10 protein-coding genes are annotated in these 16,769 nt (G+C 44.5%); 7 read left to right on the forward strand and 3 right to left on the reverse strand.

Going from position 1 to position 16,769, the window contains the following annotated elements; all coding sequences use genetic code 11:
• The first annotated feature begins 139 nt into the window (after window positions 1–139).
• Window positions 140–1,480 (forward strand): lysine-sensitive aspartokinase 3, encoded by a 1,341-nt coding sequence (lysC, locus tag ACHUFQ_RS12615; RefSeq protein ID WP_394176062.1) that lies wholly within the window; start codon window positions 140–142, stop codon window positions 1,478–1,480.
• A 446-nt stretch (window positions 1,481–1,926) separates the two neighbouring features.
• Here lysC and ACHUFQ_RS12620 read toward each other — a convergent pair whose 3' ends face one another.
• A complete protein-coding gene (locus ACHUFQ_RS12620; RefSeq protein ID WP_394176063.1) occupies window positions 1,927–2,409 on the reverse strand; it encodes a glutathione peroxidase in 483 nt (160 codons plus the stop codon).
• A 151-nt stretch (window positions 2,410–2,560) separates the two neighbouring features.
• Between ACHUFQ_RS12620 and ACHUFQ_RS12625 the strand changes: the two genes are divergently transcribed.
• Entirely contained in the window at window positions 2,561–3,445 is an 885-nt protein-coding gene (locus ACHUFQ_RS12625) for an NAD(P)-dependent oxidoreductase (protein ID WP_394176065.1), read from the forward strand.
• A 106-nt stretch (window positions 3,446–3,551) separates the two neighbouring features.
• Complete coding sequence (locus ACHUFQ_RS12630) at window positions 3,552–4,199, forward strand: DsbA family oxidoreductase (RefSeq protein WP_394176066.1); 648 nt, start codon at window positions 3,552–3,554, stop codon at window positions 4,197–4,199.
• An 8-nt stretch (window positions 4,200–4,207) separates the two neighbouring features.
• On the opposite strand, the gene sbcB is transcribed toward ACHUFQ_RS12630, so the two are convergent.
• Both sbcB and ACHUFQ_RS12640 read right to left on the reverse strand, forming a co-directional pair.
• A complete protein-coding gene (gene sbcB / locus ACHUFQ_RS12635) occupies window positions 4,208–5,638 on the reverse strand; it encodes an exodeoxyribonuclease I (RefSeq protein WP_394176067.1) in 1,431 nt (476 codons plus the stop codon).
• A gap of 58 nt (window positions 5,639–5,696) precedes the next feature.
• The gene (locus ACHUFQ_RS12640) at window positions 5,697–6,398 is read right to left on the reverse strand and encodes a DUF2982 domain-containing protein (protein ID WP_394176068.1); all 702 of its coding nucleotides are present in this window, start codon (window positions 6,396–6,398) and stop codon (window positions 5,697–5,699) included.
• Window positions 6,399–6,751: 353 nt separating this feature from the next.
• Between ACHUFQ_RS12640 and ACHUFQ_RS12645 the strand changes: the two genes are divergently transcribed.
• The 4 genes from ACHUFQ_RS12645 to recD all read left to right on the forward strand — a co-directional run bounded on the left by ACHUFQ_RS12645 (window position 6,752) and on the right by recD (window position 16,425).
• Window positions 6,752–7,081 (forward strand): DUF4870 domain-containing protein, encoded by a 330-nt coding sequence (locus ACHUFQ_RS12645; RefSeq protein WP_394176069.1) that lies wholly within the window; start codon window positions 6,752–6,754, stop codon window positions 7,079–7,081.
• A 202-nt stretch (window positions 7,082–7,283) separates the two neighbouring features.
• Window positions 7,284–10,778, forward strand: coding sequence for an exodeoxyribonuclease V subunit gamma (gene recC, locus ACHUFQ_RS12650; RefSeq protein WP_394176071.1), 3,495 nt, complete (start codon window positions 7,284–7,286; stop codon window positions 10,776–10,778).
• Entirely contained in the window at window positions 10,775–14,494 is a 3,720-nt protein-coding gene (gene recB / locus ACHUFQ_RS12655) for an exodeoxyribonuclease V subunit beta (protein WP_394176072.1), read from the forward strand. The genes recC and recB overlap by 4 nt, the downstream gene beginning before the upstream one ends.
• Window positions 14,491–16,425: an exodeoxyribonuclease V subunit alpha gene (recD, locus tag ACHUFQ_RS12660; protein ID WP_394176074.1), complete on the forward strand. Its 1,935-nt coding sequence runs from the start codon at window positions 14,491–14,493 to the stop codon at window positions 16,423–16,425. The genes recB and recD overlap by 4 nt, the downstream gene beginning before the upstream one ends.
• The last annotated feature ends 344 nt before the right edge of the window (window positions 16,426–16,769 follow it).

Genomic DNA, 16,769 nt, shown 5'->3' on the forward strand with positions numbered 1-16,769 from the left:
AACTCTTTTTCTCTGTTCGTTTCTCTGCTCAGTCATGCTCTTCCTTGCTGTATTAGCCTTTAGGGAGAATTTCCGTGAATAATAACATTACGTTGGCATTGCCTTATTTGTCTTTCCATCAACAAAGCTGGAGGGCATCATGCTAACTGTTGCAAAGTTTGGTGGTACCAGTGTTGCCAATTTTGACGCTATGGTACGTTGCGCCAATATCATTAAAAGTCGTGCCGATATCCGAGTCGTTGTTGTCTCTGCTAGCGCCGGTGTTACCAACCATTTAGTGACCTTGTCACAACAACTGCTGTCAGGCTCTGAACAGCAAGCGATAATTGATGAGATCCGGGCGATTCAATACGCCATCAGTGATTGTCTGGATGACAAAGACGAAGCAAATTTTGAAATCAATCAAATTCTTGAACAATTAGCGCTGTTGGTTGCCGAACAAAACACGCTGCAAACGGCAAAAACCGCGGATGCTATTTTATCTTGCGGCGAACAAATGAGTTCTCGTTTATTTGCAAGAGTGTTGCGCCAGCTTGATTGTCCGGGGGCATATTTTGATGTCCGCGATGTGATGGCAACGAATAGCCTATACGGTAAGGCAGTGGTTGATACTGAGGCTTTAAAGCAAAACTGTCACCAGTTACTGGCGCCGCAGCTTGGCGACGTTGTTACCGTAACTCAAGGGTTTATCGGCCGTGATGGCTTAGGCGCTACCACCACGTTAGGCCGTGGTGGTTCAGATTACAGTGCGGCGTTGATTGCCGAGGCGATCGATGCTGATGATCTGCAAATCTGGACCGACGTTGTTGGTATCTTTACTACCGACCCGAGAATTGCCAAAAGCGCAAGAGCGATTGAAGAAATCAGTTTTGGTGAAGCTGCGGAAATGGCGACCTTTGGCGCGAAAATATTGCATCCAGCGACACTGATCCCGGCGATTCGCAGTTCTATACCCGTGTTTGTTGGGTCGAGCCGAGAACCTGAGGCGGGGGGCACCCGAATTATGGAAACGGTAACTTCAAAGCCTACCTATCGCTCGATAGCCTTGCGCCGCCAGCAGACTCTTGTCACGGTAAAAAGCCCGGCAATGCTGCACGCCAGTGGTTTTTTGGCAAAGGTGTTTGCGATTCTAGCCAATCATGAGCTCAGTGTTGATCTGATCACAACTTCCGAAATTAGTGTAGCGCTTACGTTTGACAACCCGCCGGGCTCAACTCAGGCAGTTATTACTGAAAAGGTTGTGGAAGAGCTGGAACAACTTTGTGATGTTCAGGTAGAAAATAATCTTTCATTGGTGGCAGTGATCGGTAATGAGTTATTGCGCAGTCGCGGTGTGGGCTCACAGGTTTTTGATACCATACCTGATGCGAATGTGCGGATGATTTGTCATGGTGCCAGTGACAACAACCTGTGCTTTTTGGTACCCGAAGTCGAAGGGGAGCAGGTTGTACAGACGTTGCATGATAATTTCTTTGTTTAAATTGTAATACCAATCACATTAAGTTTGTGCACAACTCAGAGTTAGGGCAGAGGTTCAGTTACAACATAGGTTTCATTGATATAGTCATTCTATATTAATGAAATATAGGGTCGTAAATGGGCCTCTGGTAAACTCCCTACGGGTGAGTTTTAAAGGCGTTTGGACTACGTTACTGATTTTGGCTGATTTTGAGAGCGGAATAACCATTCTCTGCAATCAAAGCCTTGTCTAAAAGCCTTTAAATTCTCACTGAGTGAGCAATAATTTATTGTGATTGGTATAAGTTCAATTTAAACAAAGAAGGTGGAGAAAATACTCCATTGCGTCGTATTTGGGTTGGAGTCTTTCGAGCGGGGATTTTTAGCTATGGCTGGAAATCTACGCCCGAAACATAAAAAGGGAAGCTGATTTAGCTTCCCTTTTTGTTTTGGTGTAGGAGAATTCGCTTAAACCAATGCGTTTTCGATATCGCTCTGGATTTGTTCCGGTTTGATCATACTGCCGTAACGCTTTAATACTTCACCATCTTTATTGATCAAAAACTTAGTAAAGTTCCATTTGATGCGTTTTGAGCCTAACAGTCCTTTGGCTTCGTTTTTAAGGTAGGTAAAAAGCGGGTCGGCATTATCGCCATTGACATCAATTTTCGAAAACAAATCAAAACTGATATTAAAATTTAAATCGCAAAAGCCTTTTATTTCCTCATTACTGCCTGATTCTTGTTTACCAAATTGATTGCAGGGGAACGCCAGTACCTCAAACCCCTGATCTTTATATTTTTCATAAAGATCTTCTAAGCCGGCATACTGTGGCGTAAAACCACAGGCACTGGCGGTATTGACGATCAATAACACCTTGTTTTGGTAGTTAAGCATAGGTACGGTTTCACCTTTATTATTGGTCACCGAATAATCGTAAATGGCTGACATAGCATTCCTTTGATTTTAAAAAGCCTATGACCTTGAATATGGTTAGCAGTTGACGTCGAACCGAAAAGCGAACCACAAACATTGGTATGAGGCAGATATTTTCTTTACACTATCACTTTTTCTGACGAAGTGAAAAGAAGTGGTAATTACCATGACGATACGTAAGGTAGCATTTATTGGATTAGGGGTGATGGGATATCCCATGGCAGGTCATTTATCAAAGGCTGGCTATGAGGTAAACGTATATAACCGTACGGTTGAAAAAGCCAGACAATGGGCCAGTGAATTTAACGGTACAGCCTGTGGGACGCCGCGCGAGGCTAGTCAAGAGTGCGATGTCGTGTTCGTTTGTGTCGGCAATGATGCCGATGTCCTTGCCGTTTGCGCCGGTGAAAATGGCATATTAGCAGGGTTAAAGCCCGGCGCTATCTTGGTAGATCACACAACAGCTTCCGCAGAGTTAGCGGCTAATTTGGCACAGTTATGTCAGCAACAACAGAATGGTTTTATTGATGCGCCGGTTTCTGGTGGTCAGGCAGGCGCCGAAAATGGCGTGCTGACGGTGATGTGTGGTGGCGATCACGACACGTTTTCGGTGATTAAGCCCGTCATGGATGCCTATGCTCGATTTAGCCAGTTGATGGGGCCGGTTGGCGATGGTCAAAAAGCGAAAATGGCCAATCAAATTTGTATCGCTGGGGTTGTGCAAGGTCTTTCTGAAGCGCTTAATTTCGCTGCACGTGCAGGACTAGATACGGACAAATTGGTGGAAACTATTTCTAAAGGCGCGGCAGGATCCTGGCAGATGGAGAATCGTTCGGCAACTATGGTTCAGGGTGAGTTTGAATTTGGATTTGCCGTAGATTGGATGCGCAAAGACTTAGCCATTGCGTTTAAAGAAGCGAAAAAGCATCAAGCCGAATTACCGATGACGACCATGGTCGATGGCTTTTATGAGCAAGTTCAATCGATGGGTGGCAATCGTTGGGATACCAGTAGTTTAATCGCGTTGTTGCAAGATAAGCACCAGCGATAATCGTGGTAGAGCAGTATTGTATTGATACCGCGCCATTAGTCTGATCAAGACGTTATAAAAGCGATTACACTTATGTCATGATTTTGTCATTGTGAGACCAAAAGCCATGATAGCCTGCGATTATTTTACCGACGTCCTTTGTGTATGGGCCTATATCAACGAACGACGTATTGCAGAGCTCAATAGTGATTACGCTAAACAGCTGCAATTAAAACATCATTATGTGGAAATATTTGCATCCGTTGAAGATAAAATAACATCGCAATGGCAGCAAAAGGGTGGGTATAGTGGTTTCAGGCAACACGTATTTGAGGCGGCAGCGCAGTTTGATCTCGTGTTACATCCATCTATCTGGGATCACTGCAAGCCCACCTCTTCAGCGCCGGCGCACCTTTACGGAAAAGCCATCAAGCTTGTTGCCGGTGATGAAGCAGAAATGCAATGGTTATCTGCAGCCCGAAATGCATTTTTTGTTGCGGGTAAAGACATTAGTCAATTTGATGTGTTGAACGAATTGCTAAGCGAGCAGGGTTATCAACAAGATCGCGTTCAAGCACAGATTCATTCCGGTGAAGGTCTGGCCATATTAATGCAGGATCGTAAAACCTGTGACAACTGGAAAATTAAAGGCAGTCCTTCCCTGGTTATGAATCAGGGAAGGCAGATATTATTTGGCAATGTGGGATATAGCATTATTCGCGCAAATATTGAGGAATTACTGCACGGAAATTGTTCCCGGGCTAGCTGGTGTTAGTAAGCCGGTTAATTCGCCACATAATGATACAGTGCTTTTAAAATGGTCATTTTTGTACTGTTTTGCTCATGTTCATGAGCCAGGTTTTCAATCGCCAGCATATATTCATCATAACTTAAGCCATTCTCACCGTTGGCAAGTTTATTTTGACAATATTGCTGCCATTGCTGCTGCTCACTGGCGGTCAGAGTCTGAGGATAATTTCTGGCTCGAAAGCGGAATAGCAGGGTTGTTAACCTGGCGTCCTGGAATTTAAACGGATACGTCCCTAATTGTTCTACTGGCATCTCGTGAATGAGTTGCATCTGTGCTTTATCGCTGTCACTAAAAAAGCTTCCACTGTACAACGCAACGTCTGCATCCTCCGTGGTTTTCTCATAACTTTCGGAAAATATATGAGATAGTTTTTCCCGAACCTCACTGATTTGGGTTTTAAGGATGCGCCAATTGCTTAGGCATTTTTCACGATCAATACCAAGTCGCTTGGCATCATCTGACGTTAATGTTTTTGCCGGCGCGACAATTGGGCATTTGTTTATGTGAATAAGCTTGATGCCAACGGGTAATTCGTCTGGTCCCAAGTCGGCGCGTTTACTGTAAAGACGCTGTTTTAACTGGTCTGCATCCAAGTCGATAATTGGCGTGGCGTCATAGGCTAAATCAATTGCTATGACGGCATTTTTATTACTTGGATGGTATTCCACCGGTGCAAACCAACTGGTACATCCATATTCAGAGGATATCTTCGACGATGTGTGCACAATTGGCGTCATCTCAAACACTTCTAGATGCTTTTGCACTTCTCGCTTATTGCGCAGTTTAAAGACAAAGTCGTAGAGCTTAGGGTGTTTTTCTTTGATCAGTTTGGCCATTGCTATGGTAGCGTACACATCGCTCATGGCATCATGAGCCGCTTCGTGGCTAATGCCATTTGCCGCCGTTAACAACTCCAAACGAAAACTTACATTACCCTGTTCATTGCGCGGCCAATTAATACCGTCAGGGCGAAGCGCGTAGCAAAGGCGAACCATATCGATAATATCCCAGCGGCTATTACCATTTTGCCATTCCCTAGCATAAGGGTCGTAGAAATTACGATAAAACAAATAGCGGGATACTTCGTCATCAAAGCGAATAGAGTTATAACCTGCAACCGTAGTATTTTCTACCGTAAATAACGATTGAATACGTCTCGCAAACTCAGATTCTGTAACGCCTTCTCTTTGGGCTTTTTGCGGCGTAATGCCGGTGACCAGAGCCGCACCCGGGTGTGGTAAATAATCCTGAGGGGGTTGACAGTAAAAGACCTCGGGTTCGCCAATGATGTTTAAATCAAGATCGGTGCGTATCGCAGCAAACTGCGAGGGGCGGTCATACTTGGGCGAAACGCCCCAGGTTTCATAATCGTGCCAGAGAATGGTCGGTTGGTTGGCTTGCATTCTATTAATATCGGTTATTTTTTATGGGCTGATGATAACACCCACCAAGGTCATTTGCCTATACCAAGGTATCGGGTTGGTGATTTAATTTTTGCTGGGGTTTCATGGCTTGCTTTAGTAACTGGATAAATTCATCCGGGTGGCGGTCCAGGGTGTCATCGGACAGATATATATGGTAACCAAAAGCTTTTTGCAACGCTTGCGAGCGATGTAAAAATGCCGCAAGTGGTCCACGATAGCGTTTGCCATTAACTGTAAACGGCTCGAAATTAATGACAGATTCCTGCATATCCAGTTGTCCGTGCCGTAACGCTACCATCAATAAGGGTTTTTGTTCATGTAACAGTCGATTTGCCAGCCGAGGTGAAATGGCATCAGCTAAAGCCTGTAGGTTTTTAAGTTTGATACCGGTATAGCTTAGGCGTTGTTCCAGGCTATGCTGATCAGGTTTTACCAGACCAACCCGTTGAATGTTGCTCCAAACAATATGCCAGGAACCACAGCGATGATAATGAGTTATCCCCTCAGCGTTGAGATGATAACTGTAATCAGGCTCTTTTAATTTTAAAACACCCAAAAAAAATACCACAAAACAGGCCAGATACAGGAAAATCAACTGAACCTTAAAGGTGTCCCACCAATACACGGCTACCATAGCGACACACAATAGTAACAGCACTCCCAACGCGGTTAAAAACAAACCATTACGTTTATTTATCGCGCGTATGTTTAAACTTTTCGCTTTACCGGCTGTTTTCATAAATATTGGTTAAATTCTCTGTTCAATTACCTTGATAAATGGCTGTAATTTTCCATAGTTAATAGTGTGCCATGGCATGTTGGTTTTTGCTGGCTGAAATGTACGCAAGAGACGGTTTTCTGCGAGCCCGGTTATGTAAATAAACGTAGCAAGGTTGACTTAAAAAGTCCTTGCGCTCTCAGAACCGCCGATATTTTGGCTTAAAAAACGTTATTAGCGAATCGTGCAACTTAGAACTCAACGTAGTACGCGAGTAAGAAAAACCCTTAGTTAGAAACGAAACAATTCGCTGCAAACATGACGCGAAAAAATCAACTGCCCCTCATTTAAATTTTTACTGCGATGGTAGACTCATGTCAAATCAAATAATTCATCAAAAACCCGTCAGTAAACACGGCAAAAATGTGGCAATCATTGCCTATTTTACCCTAGTTGGCTGGATTGTCGCCCTAATTATGTTCGGTCAAAAACCTACTCGTCTGGGAGCCTTTCATCTTCGTCAGTCACTCGGGCTGTTTTTAACGGGGGTGATCTTAAGTTTTATTCCACTGGTTGGCTGGGCTCTGGTCTTTCCGTTACTCATTTTATGGATCGTTGGATTAGTCCAGGCCTGTGAAGGTGAAGCGAAACCTTTGCCGTTCGTTGGTAATTTTTATCAACAAACACTCAGGTATGTGATCTAGCCGCACTGACTTGCTTAATGGATTGAATCGAGAGCATAGCGGCATCACCTTGCCTAAAATCTAACGCAAAAATCTAACAAAGTAAGCTAACACAAAAAGCTTCACCAAAGCGCTTCCTTTTGTCTCGGCTCTATTTCTTTAGTCGCGCCTTTGTGATTAAATCAGAGATTCGATTTTCTGCGATATTTCTGATGGATTAGCCTTGTTATACCTATATCCTGCCAACCGAATGGAAGACTTACTGCTGCTATTTGCTAAAGTTCAGCAGACCGCGCCATTACCGCCGATGACACAAGAGCTGGTGCTTGTGCAAAATCAGGGCATGCAGCATTGGCTCAATATGCAGCAAGCCCAGGCACAACGGGTTAGCATGAATACCCGATTTTCATTGCCGGCTCAGTTTTTCTGGAAAACCCTAAGAGCGTTATGCTCCGATCAATTGCCCGAACAGTCACCTTATTCAAGAGACGTGCTTGCATGGCGCATTGAATTGATGTTGCAGGATGAAGATATAGTCAATGCAGCATGTTGTGAGCCATTAACGACATATTGGCAATCGGAGTCCGGGCAGCAGCAGGATTTGCGGCGGTATCAGTTAGCTCGGAAAATTGCCGATATTTATGAACAATACCTGATCTATCGACCAGATTGGATCCATACCTGGAGTCAGGGGGGCCACATTGATGTTGGTCAATCAACGGCTAACGCAACCGAGCAATGGCAGTCTGTTATCTGGCAACGCTTGCATCAGCAATGTCCCTATGATCCACAACAGCTAGTCCAGCAAGCGATCGATGGTTTAGACAGCAAAGCGGTAAGTTTACCTCAGAGGATATCTCTGTTTGGTTTAAACGCGATTGCGCCAATGTGGATGGAGTTCCTCGCAGCGTTAGGGCGACATATTGATGTCCATTTTTATCAGCTAAACCCATGTATTGAATATTGGGGAGATATTAAGTCTGAAAAATCTCAGGCTCGTCAGGATTTTCAGCAACTTCTGTCGGGCTGGCCAAATGTCGATGATTTAAATACCCAGGTCAATCCACTGTTAGCTAATTTGGGACAGCAAGGCAAGGACTTATTGACTCAGCTACAACAGTTTGAGCATATTGAAATCCCTGTTTATGAGCGTCTTGGAGAAAAAGACCGTAAAGCCTCTTCCGTATTAGCTCAGTTACAGGATGACATTCTCACTCTTCATGATAGGCGCCATGACAGCGCAGGTAGCCCGCCAGCACAATTTGACGATAGTATCGTCATTACCAGTGCCCATAGCGCATTGCGAGAAGTACAGGGACTGCACGACTATCTGTTACACCAGTTTAATCATGATCCGCAATTAACCCCGAAAGATGTTTTGGTAATGTGTCCTCAAGTTGAGGATTACGCCCCCTATATAGATGCGGTCTTTGTACGGGGTTGGGAAGATATCGGCGAAAATATTCCACCTCTGCCTTGTTCTATCGCCGATCGGGTCAGCAAAGACAGTGAACCTCTGGTTAACGCATTTAACGAACTATTGACGCTACCAGATAGTCGTTTTGAGGTATCAAAGCTGATTGCTTATTTGCAGTTGAAGCCGGTTCAAAAGCGTTTTGGCTTTAGCGATGGCGACACCGAATTGATTAGCTTTTGGGTGCAGCAGGCCAATATCCATTGGGCATTGGATGCTCAGCACAAGGCGCACCACATTGGCTCGAATAGCGCCAGCGCACAATTTACCTGGCAACTTGGCCTACAACGGTTATTGCGAGGGTTTGCTTATGGAGACCAACAGTCAATATCCGGTGACAACCTTTATTTGCCCTGGGTTGAGGGTGATAACAGTGTGTTATTGGGCAAATTTATTTTATTTCTTGATCAGTTACAAGCCATGCAAAAAGCCCTTAGTCGTCCACGAACCGCAGAGCAATGGCAAGCATTACTCATTGACTGGCTGGATCGTTTATTTGCCGAAGATGAACAGCAGCAAGATGCTGGCCTTAACATTGTTCGTCAGGCGATAGACAGTTTATATGAGCACTGTCAGCAGGCAGATTATCAGGGTGAGATTACATTATGGCCGGTTCGCGAGTACTTAAATAACCATTTTTCTGAGCCGGATCCCGGGCGCCAGTTTATGATCGGTCAGATCACTTTCTGCTCGATGCTGCCAATGCGCAGCATCCCGTTTAAGCTCGTGGCAATTTTAGGATTGAATGATGGTCAATTTCCACGTCAACGCCAACCGATAGGTTTCGATTTAATGTCAATGACCCCGGGTAAACTTGGGGATCGATCACTGAATAAAGATGATCGTTATCTGTTTCTGGAAGCGTTAATCTCAGCCCGGCAACACTTGTATTTAAGCTATCAGGGTAGAGATATCAGGAATAATGCCGAGCGTCAGCCATCGATTGTTCTCAGAGAACTTATGGAGTATTTGCATGCAGGGTTTGGTTGGCAACTGAGTGATGGCAAGCACCTTAGGCAATTACCCATGCAGGCTTTTTCAAGTGCGAATTATGCGACGGATAACCTTTGGCCTAGTTTTGACGGGAAATGGCTAAATCTATCCATTGCTAGTGGTCATTCAGAACCGTTATCACAGACTGTTGCGGAGCTGGCTGAACAAGACTTTGACGAAATTTCGGCAGATGCATTGGTTGAAATGCTTCGCTACCCTGCAAAGGTGTATGGCAAAAACCAGTTAAATTTAAATTTTTCTTATCAGCAGGAGCCATTACAAGATAGCGAACCGTTTGCGGTGAATGCGCTGGATAAATATACCTTCAAGCAAGAGGTGCTCACAACGATGCTGCACCGGGCAGATGCCTGTGATCGTGAGTGGGATCAGCAATTAGTTGTTGAGTTAGAAAAACTGCAACGTATGCATTTGCTGTCGGGTAACTTTCCGGATCGGTGCGATACGGAAGAACAGCTGCAACAATGGCGACGTTTGGTTGAAGCGTTTGCACATCGGGTGCAGGCCCTTAAACAGGCACAAGAGCATCATGGAGATGAAATCGAGATGCCCATTACCCTGACTTTGCCAGCCTCGAACTTGATGATGAAATCGATAAAGGTACAGGCGGGACATGGTGTTTTGAGTCATTTCATTCAACACAGTGAAGGTTTTTCGCTGCTTTATGCGAAAAGTAGCTCTGCCAATGAAGGGGATTTGAGTCAATTGTATATTGGTCATTTAATCTCCTGCGCGTATGCCATTGAACAACAGGCTTGTCATCCTGATTTGGTATTGAACAAGGTGACTACGCAGGGGATTTATTTAAATGAAAGCAAAAATGCGGTGGAACAATATCAACTAACGTTTTGGCCCGATGCCATTGAAATACTGGCCAGCCTGGTGGCCAGTTATGCCGACTCGCTCAATCAAGCATTGCCAATTACGATGGCGATTGCGCGTAAGCATTTTTGGTTTAAAAACAAATTTCATCCGGGATATTTATCGCAAGCCAGTCTGCAAACCTTGTGGCACGAAGAACGCTTTAGGAAGAGTTTGGCTACCGACCCTTATTTGCACTATTTTTTCCCGCAATGCCCGGCATTAGAAGAGATTAAAGAACGCTTAACCCAAACCTATCAAGTGTTTTTTGAACGCCTTTTGCTAACAACCCGTAAATTTGAACAAGATGAGTTGTCACACAGTTACACTTCGGATGACAACAATCCTCGAGTCAAGGGGTCATTATCATGAACAGTGAGTTGTTAAAAACAGAGGCAAATGTCACAGTGATGAGGGCTGACGCAGGAAAACAACCAGGGAGTCCGGATTTTCAGCCGTTGCAGGCCGAGTCCATTCCACTACAAGGTACACACCTTATTGAAGCGAGTGCAGGGACGGGTAAAACATTTAATATCACTCGTATCTACCTGCGTTTGTTACTCGAGAAACAATTGAGTGTCGAAAATATTCTGGTAATGACGTTTACAAAAGCGGCAACGGAAGAAATTCGCGGCCGTATCGATGGTTTTTTACGCGAGGCATATCATCATTGGGATCAATGGACACAAGATCCGAATAACCCGTTGTTCTATCAATTAGGAAAGAGCGTTGAACACCACAAGGCAAAACTGACGTTAAAACTTGCGTTGCTGCAACTTGATGATGCCGCCATTTTTACTATTCATGGTTTTTGCAAACGGGTGCTTTCGCAGCATGCATTTGCCAGTGGTGTCAGTTTCAATGCGGCAATGGAAACCGATGATCAGGAATACTATCTGCGCGGTATCGAAGATTTGTATCGACGTCTGGCGGCATCACCCGAAGAACAACAATCGTTGTTAACCATCTGTGAGTTCTGGCCATCGCCGGAAGCGTTTTATCAAACCTTTATTGGTGTATGTCGTCGCGATATTGAACCTAATGTGCAAAGCGTTGAAGAAAAGCTTGCTGGGTTAGAGGCTCTGATCCGAGAATGCCTGGTTTCGTTGGATAGCAACGAGCCTTTGATTTTTGAACATTTGGTAAATAACAAGACCGGGAAAGCCAAACAGACAAGGGAAGACGAATACAGTCAGTTGCGCATGCAATTGCAACAAGCGTTAAGTCAATGCAAATGTGTTGACTCAGTGAACGACATTAGTATTGATTTTGGGTTTTGCGGGGCAGGGCGATTACCCAAAAGCAAAGATAAATCCGAGCAAAAATTAGCATTACAAGCAGCGTTCCAGCCCTTAAATCGCCTTAAAACCTTGTTGAGTGATTTGCCAAAGCAGATTAGCCGCATCAAGGCGTTTTCCTTGATTGCGCCACATATAAAAGAGCTTCGTTCAAAGGTAAAAGCGGCGAAATCAGAACAACAAGTGCTGAGTTTTGATGATTTGATCGACACATTAGCCTCGGCTCTGGATTCTGGGTCTCACCGAGACACACTAGTGAGTCAGTTGCGACAACAGTATCCTGCAGCCTTGGTGGACGAATTCCAGGATACCGATACTGGGCAATTTAACATATTGTCGAGTTTGTATTTCGGACAAGCAACTTCTAACACGTTAGATACGGCGCTTTATCTTATCGGCGATCCTAAACAGGCGATTTATGGTTTTCGCGGCGGCGATATTTTTACCTATTTAAGCGCGGCAACGCAGGTCGATTTTCGTTGGATCATGGATACTAACTGGCGTTCGTCGGCGGAGATGATCCATGCCTATAATGTGTTTTTTTATGGTAATGCGTTAACGGAATTGGCGCGTGATATTTTTGGTTATTCAATCCAGTATCAACCCGTACAAGCTTCTGTGAATGCCAGCGCTCAAAAGCTGCTGGTAAATAACCAACCGTTTAAGGCATTGCAGGCGGTGCACTTTGAACACGCAGATGAAGACATCAGCCAAGGCCAGTTAGGCAAGGATTTTAGTGCGAAAATGGCGGTTTGGCTTGCGAATCAAGTCTGCCAGTTGCTGGAGAAGGGAACTATCCAAGATATTGGCGCAGATACCAGCAAGGGAGAACCGCGTAAGGTAGAATCTGGTGATATCGCTATCCTGGTTCGTGATGCCGGTCAGGCAAGTTATGTTTTGCAGGCATTAACACATTGTGGATTAAGCGCCGTCTATAAATCGGAACGATCTAATCTACTGCAACACCCAATAAGTTCGGCGCTAATCGATGTGTTAGGTACCATCATTGCACCTGAAGATGAGCGCCGACTTTATGGAACATTAGCGGGGCCATTTTTTGGTTATTCACCAGAGCAATTATACCAATTGCAACAGGACGAGAGGCAATGGGAAAATCTGGTTCAAAAATTACAAAGCCTGCATCAAACCTGGCAAAAACGTGGTTTTATGCCGATGGCAATGAAACTACTTCACGACTTTTTTCCTGGCAATTATGTTTCGCAACATTATGGTAGCCGGGAACGCGTGCTGACCAATAGCATTCATTTGTTCGAGGTTTTGCAAGGGTTGTCTCAACAACATCGTCACCCGGTTCAATTAATTAGCCAGTTTGAATTTCTCTGCCAGAATCCACAAATGGTCGAAACGGAGTTACGTCTGGAAAGTGATGCTGATTTAATTCAGATCGTAACGCAACATGGTTCAAAAGGGCTCGAATATCCTATCGTGTTTGTCCCGTTTGCGTGTATGCACCGTGATCCCCTCAAGATTGGCAATAGAAATCGTGACGTTCTGATCGCCCACGATGATCATGGTAAGGTTAATATTTCACTGGGTGACAATCCTGAATTGGCCGAAGCCATGGCAGCAGAAGCCTATGCCGAAGATACGCGATTGTTATACGTTGCGCTAACCCGCGCCAAGCAATTATGTTATCTGTTCAGCGCCGATTTCAAAAATTCGCAAAAATCGCCTTTAGGCCACGCTTTAGCTTTGTCGGAGCATCAGGACTATGTAAGCGCCTGGCGGCATTATATGGGGTTGGCAGGTGATGTTAGTGACCTGCATTGTGTACAGGCGCAATCTTTAGAGCCGGAAATGTTTCAGGGCAAAGACCCCGGCGAAGATTTTCAGGTTGCGACGTTTCATGGCCGCATTGAACGGGACTGGTGGTTAACCTCATTCTCTGGTATTACTCGTGGGCATCGCCATTTTGGCTTGTCCGATCCTGACCGTTTAGACGCGAACGCGCCGCTGCAGGTAGCAGCACAACCTAATATTGCCCATCACATTGCTAAGGGCGCCAGCACCGGTAACCTGCTGCATGACATTCTCGAAACGATTGAGTTTGAAAATCCCGACTGGCAGTGGGTAGCCAAACGTTTGCAGCACAGTAAGATCGCTGACGATGAACAACAAACTGAACAGATATGTGACTGGTTGGCAAAGTGCTTGCAACAACCATTGAACCTGGCCTCTGGAGCGTTATGTCAACTGGCCGAACTTTCGTCATCGCAAACGTTAAAAGAACTTGAGTTTTATTTTCCGGTTAACCCGATGAATACGAAAGCGCTCAATCAGTTTCTGACAGCATTCAGACAATACCTAGCTCCTGAAAATCCATGCCCAATGCAATTGCCCACGAAAGGTGATATTCAGGGGATGATGCATGGTTTTATCGATTTGGTGTTCGAACATGATGGAAAATATTATGTCTGTGATTACAAATCTTCCTATCTTGGCGCTTCTTTAGCGGATTATCAAAGCGCTAAACTGCAACAGCATATGTTTGACAACTTCTATGATCTGCAAGCGTTAATTTATGCGCTGGCGTTGCACCGCTACTTACAAACACGGATTGATGATTATTGTTTTGAACGTGATTTTGGCGGCGCCGTGTATTTATATCTTCGTGGTATGGGGCAAACGGAACCGGAAACATTTTCGACCGACACGGGTGAAGCGATGGAATATGGGGTTTATTTTAACGGATTAAGCAAAGAATGGATTGAGGCTTTGGATCGACTTATCGACGGCGAACAGGCTTTTCCAAAAGGAGCGGTGCAATGATGACTTCTAATGCACAGGCACACAATGATCAAAACTCCTCTGAGCGCCTACTTGACTGTCTGCCTGAGCTACAGCATTTGCAAAATCTCTTGGCGGATATAGAAGCGATTGACTATTTTATCGCCCGGGAAATTGTCAGTGCGGTTTTCAGTGATTGCGATGTGCAGTTTCACCAAGGTAAGGCTAATGTCGTTGACACGCTGTTTTACTTAATTATTGCACTCTCACAAGCTCAAAGGCAGGGGCATACCTGTTTACAGTTAACGGAAATTGCCGCAAATACCTGGTTTGCCAGTACGATTGAAGACAATGAAGGAAAGGAATATCCAGGGTATGTATTTGCAGACTTGGCAACGCTAAAACAAGGATTGGAAGCGTTAGCCATAAGCCCCGATGATTCATCACTAATAGTGTTTGAGCATGAAAAATTATATCTGCGTCGATATTGGCAATTTGAGCGGGATTTAGCTATTGCCATCAGAGAACGTGTTGCAACCGTTGCCGATCAAACGATAGATAATCCTGCTGAGCAATTGGCATTGCAAAAACAGGTATTGCGGCGTTTGTTTCCTGATGTCGCGGCAAGTGAAACCGATTGGCAAAAAGTCGCGGTTGCCAACGCGTTAAACAAGTCTTTCAGTATTATTGCCGGTGGCCCTGGAACCGGTAAAACCTATACGGTAACAAAATTAATTGCTGCGTTAATCATGCAGGCTGAAACAACTCTGGATATTCAACTGGTGGCGCCCACAGGTAAGGCTGCTCAACGTTTAAGCGAATCGATAGGCGCTGCAGTTGAGAGTTTTCGTAAAATCGACCTCGTTGATGACACCATTTTAGATGCGATCCCTGTTACAGGACTCACTTTGCACCGTCTACTAGGGGTGAAAGTTAACAGCCCTAATTTTCGACATGATGAACATAATCCATTGCGCTGTGATGTGGTGATTGTCGATGAAGTTTCCATGGTTGACTTACCGCTTATGACCCGCTTGTTCCGAGCATTGCCAAAAGATTGTAAGGTGATCTTGTTAGGTGATTGTCAACAATTGCCGTCTGTGGAAACGGGAAGTGTGCTCGCGGATTTAGCATTGTATGAAAATACGCGATATTCAAAGAATAACGTTGACTACCTACAACAAATCAGTGGAGAGCCGTTAATCTCAGATGCTCAGGCTTGTGATTACCTGACCTACTTAACCAAATCTCGACGTTTTCAAGGTGCTGGCGGTATCGGGCGATTGGCGAGTGCGATTATCCAGGGAGATAGCATTAACGCATGGCAGTTATTATCGCAGAGTGCTGAACAGTTATTGCTAAGTAAAGAGAGTTCATTAGCTAAATATATATTGCAACTGACCCAGCAATACTACCTTCCTATATTTTCATCAAAAAATCTGCAAGAGGCGTATCAGACGTTTCAACGCTTCCGGATCTTAAGCCCATGTAAAAGTAGTGAAGGGGGCGTCGAATACATTAATGAGCACGTAGAAAAAGCGTTACAAAATCAGGGGTGTATACCGTATTCTCAGTCATTGTATCGGGGCCGACCAATCATGATCACCCAAAACCATTACAAATTACAGTTGTTTAATGGCGATATTGGCATGCTCTGGCCCGATCCAGATGGCAACCTAAAAGCGTATTTTCCTGATAATGATGGTTTCAGGTCAGTATCTATACCGCGCTTACCCCCCTTTGAAACGGTATATGCGATGACGATACATAAAACTCAAGGCTCTGAATTTGATCATGTCGCGATGGTATTACCACAAAAAGGCGGTGCAAGATTACTCACTCGCGAACTTTTATATACCGGCTTAACGCGAGCTAAATCCCATTTTCAATTATTCTCTCGTAAACGAGAATTTGTTGAAGGCATTGAAAAGCAGGTTAGTCGTTGCTCGGGACTTGGCCAACGGATACGCTAAACCGGAGTTTTTGCAAAACCATCTCACTAATAATTTTTGTTACGCTTTATTTTTGTACCTTGCACATTAGGGCTGTTTACAAAGGAGTGATTAGATTCAATAAGTTAGAGAAACGTCAGCCTTGTTGACCGGCAGGCATAGGATATCGCGTTACAATGAATATTTTCCTCCTTTGATAACTTCACTACACTTATTAATTGAACATTAATACCAATCCCATTAAGTTTGTGCACAACTCAGAGTTAGGGCAGAGGTTCAGTTACAACATAGATTTCGTTGATATAGTCATTCTATATTAATGAAATATAGGGCAGTAAATGGGCCTCTCACTAACTCCCTACGGG

The sequence above is a fragment of the Thalassotalea litorea genome, from assembly GCF_043642205.1.
GTDB classification, from domain to species: Bacteria; Pseudomonadota; Gammaproteobacteria; order Enterobacterales; family Alteromonadaceae; genus Thalassotalea_A; species Thalassotalea_A litorea.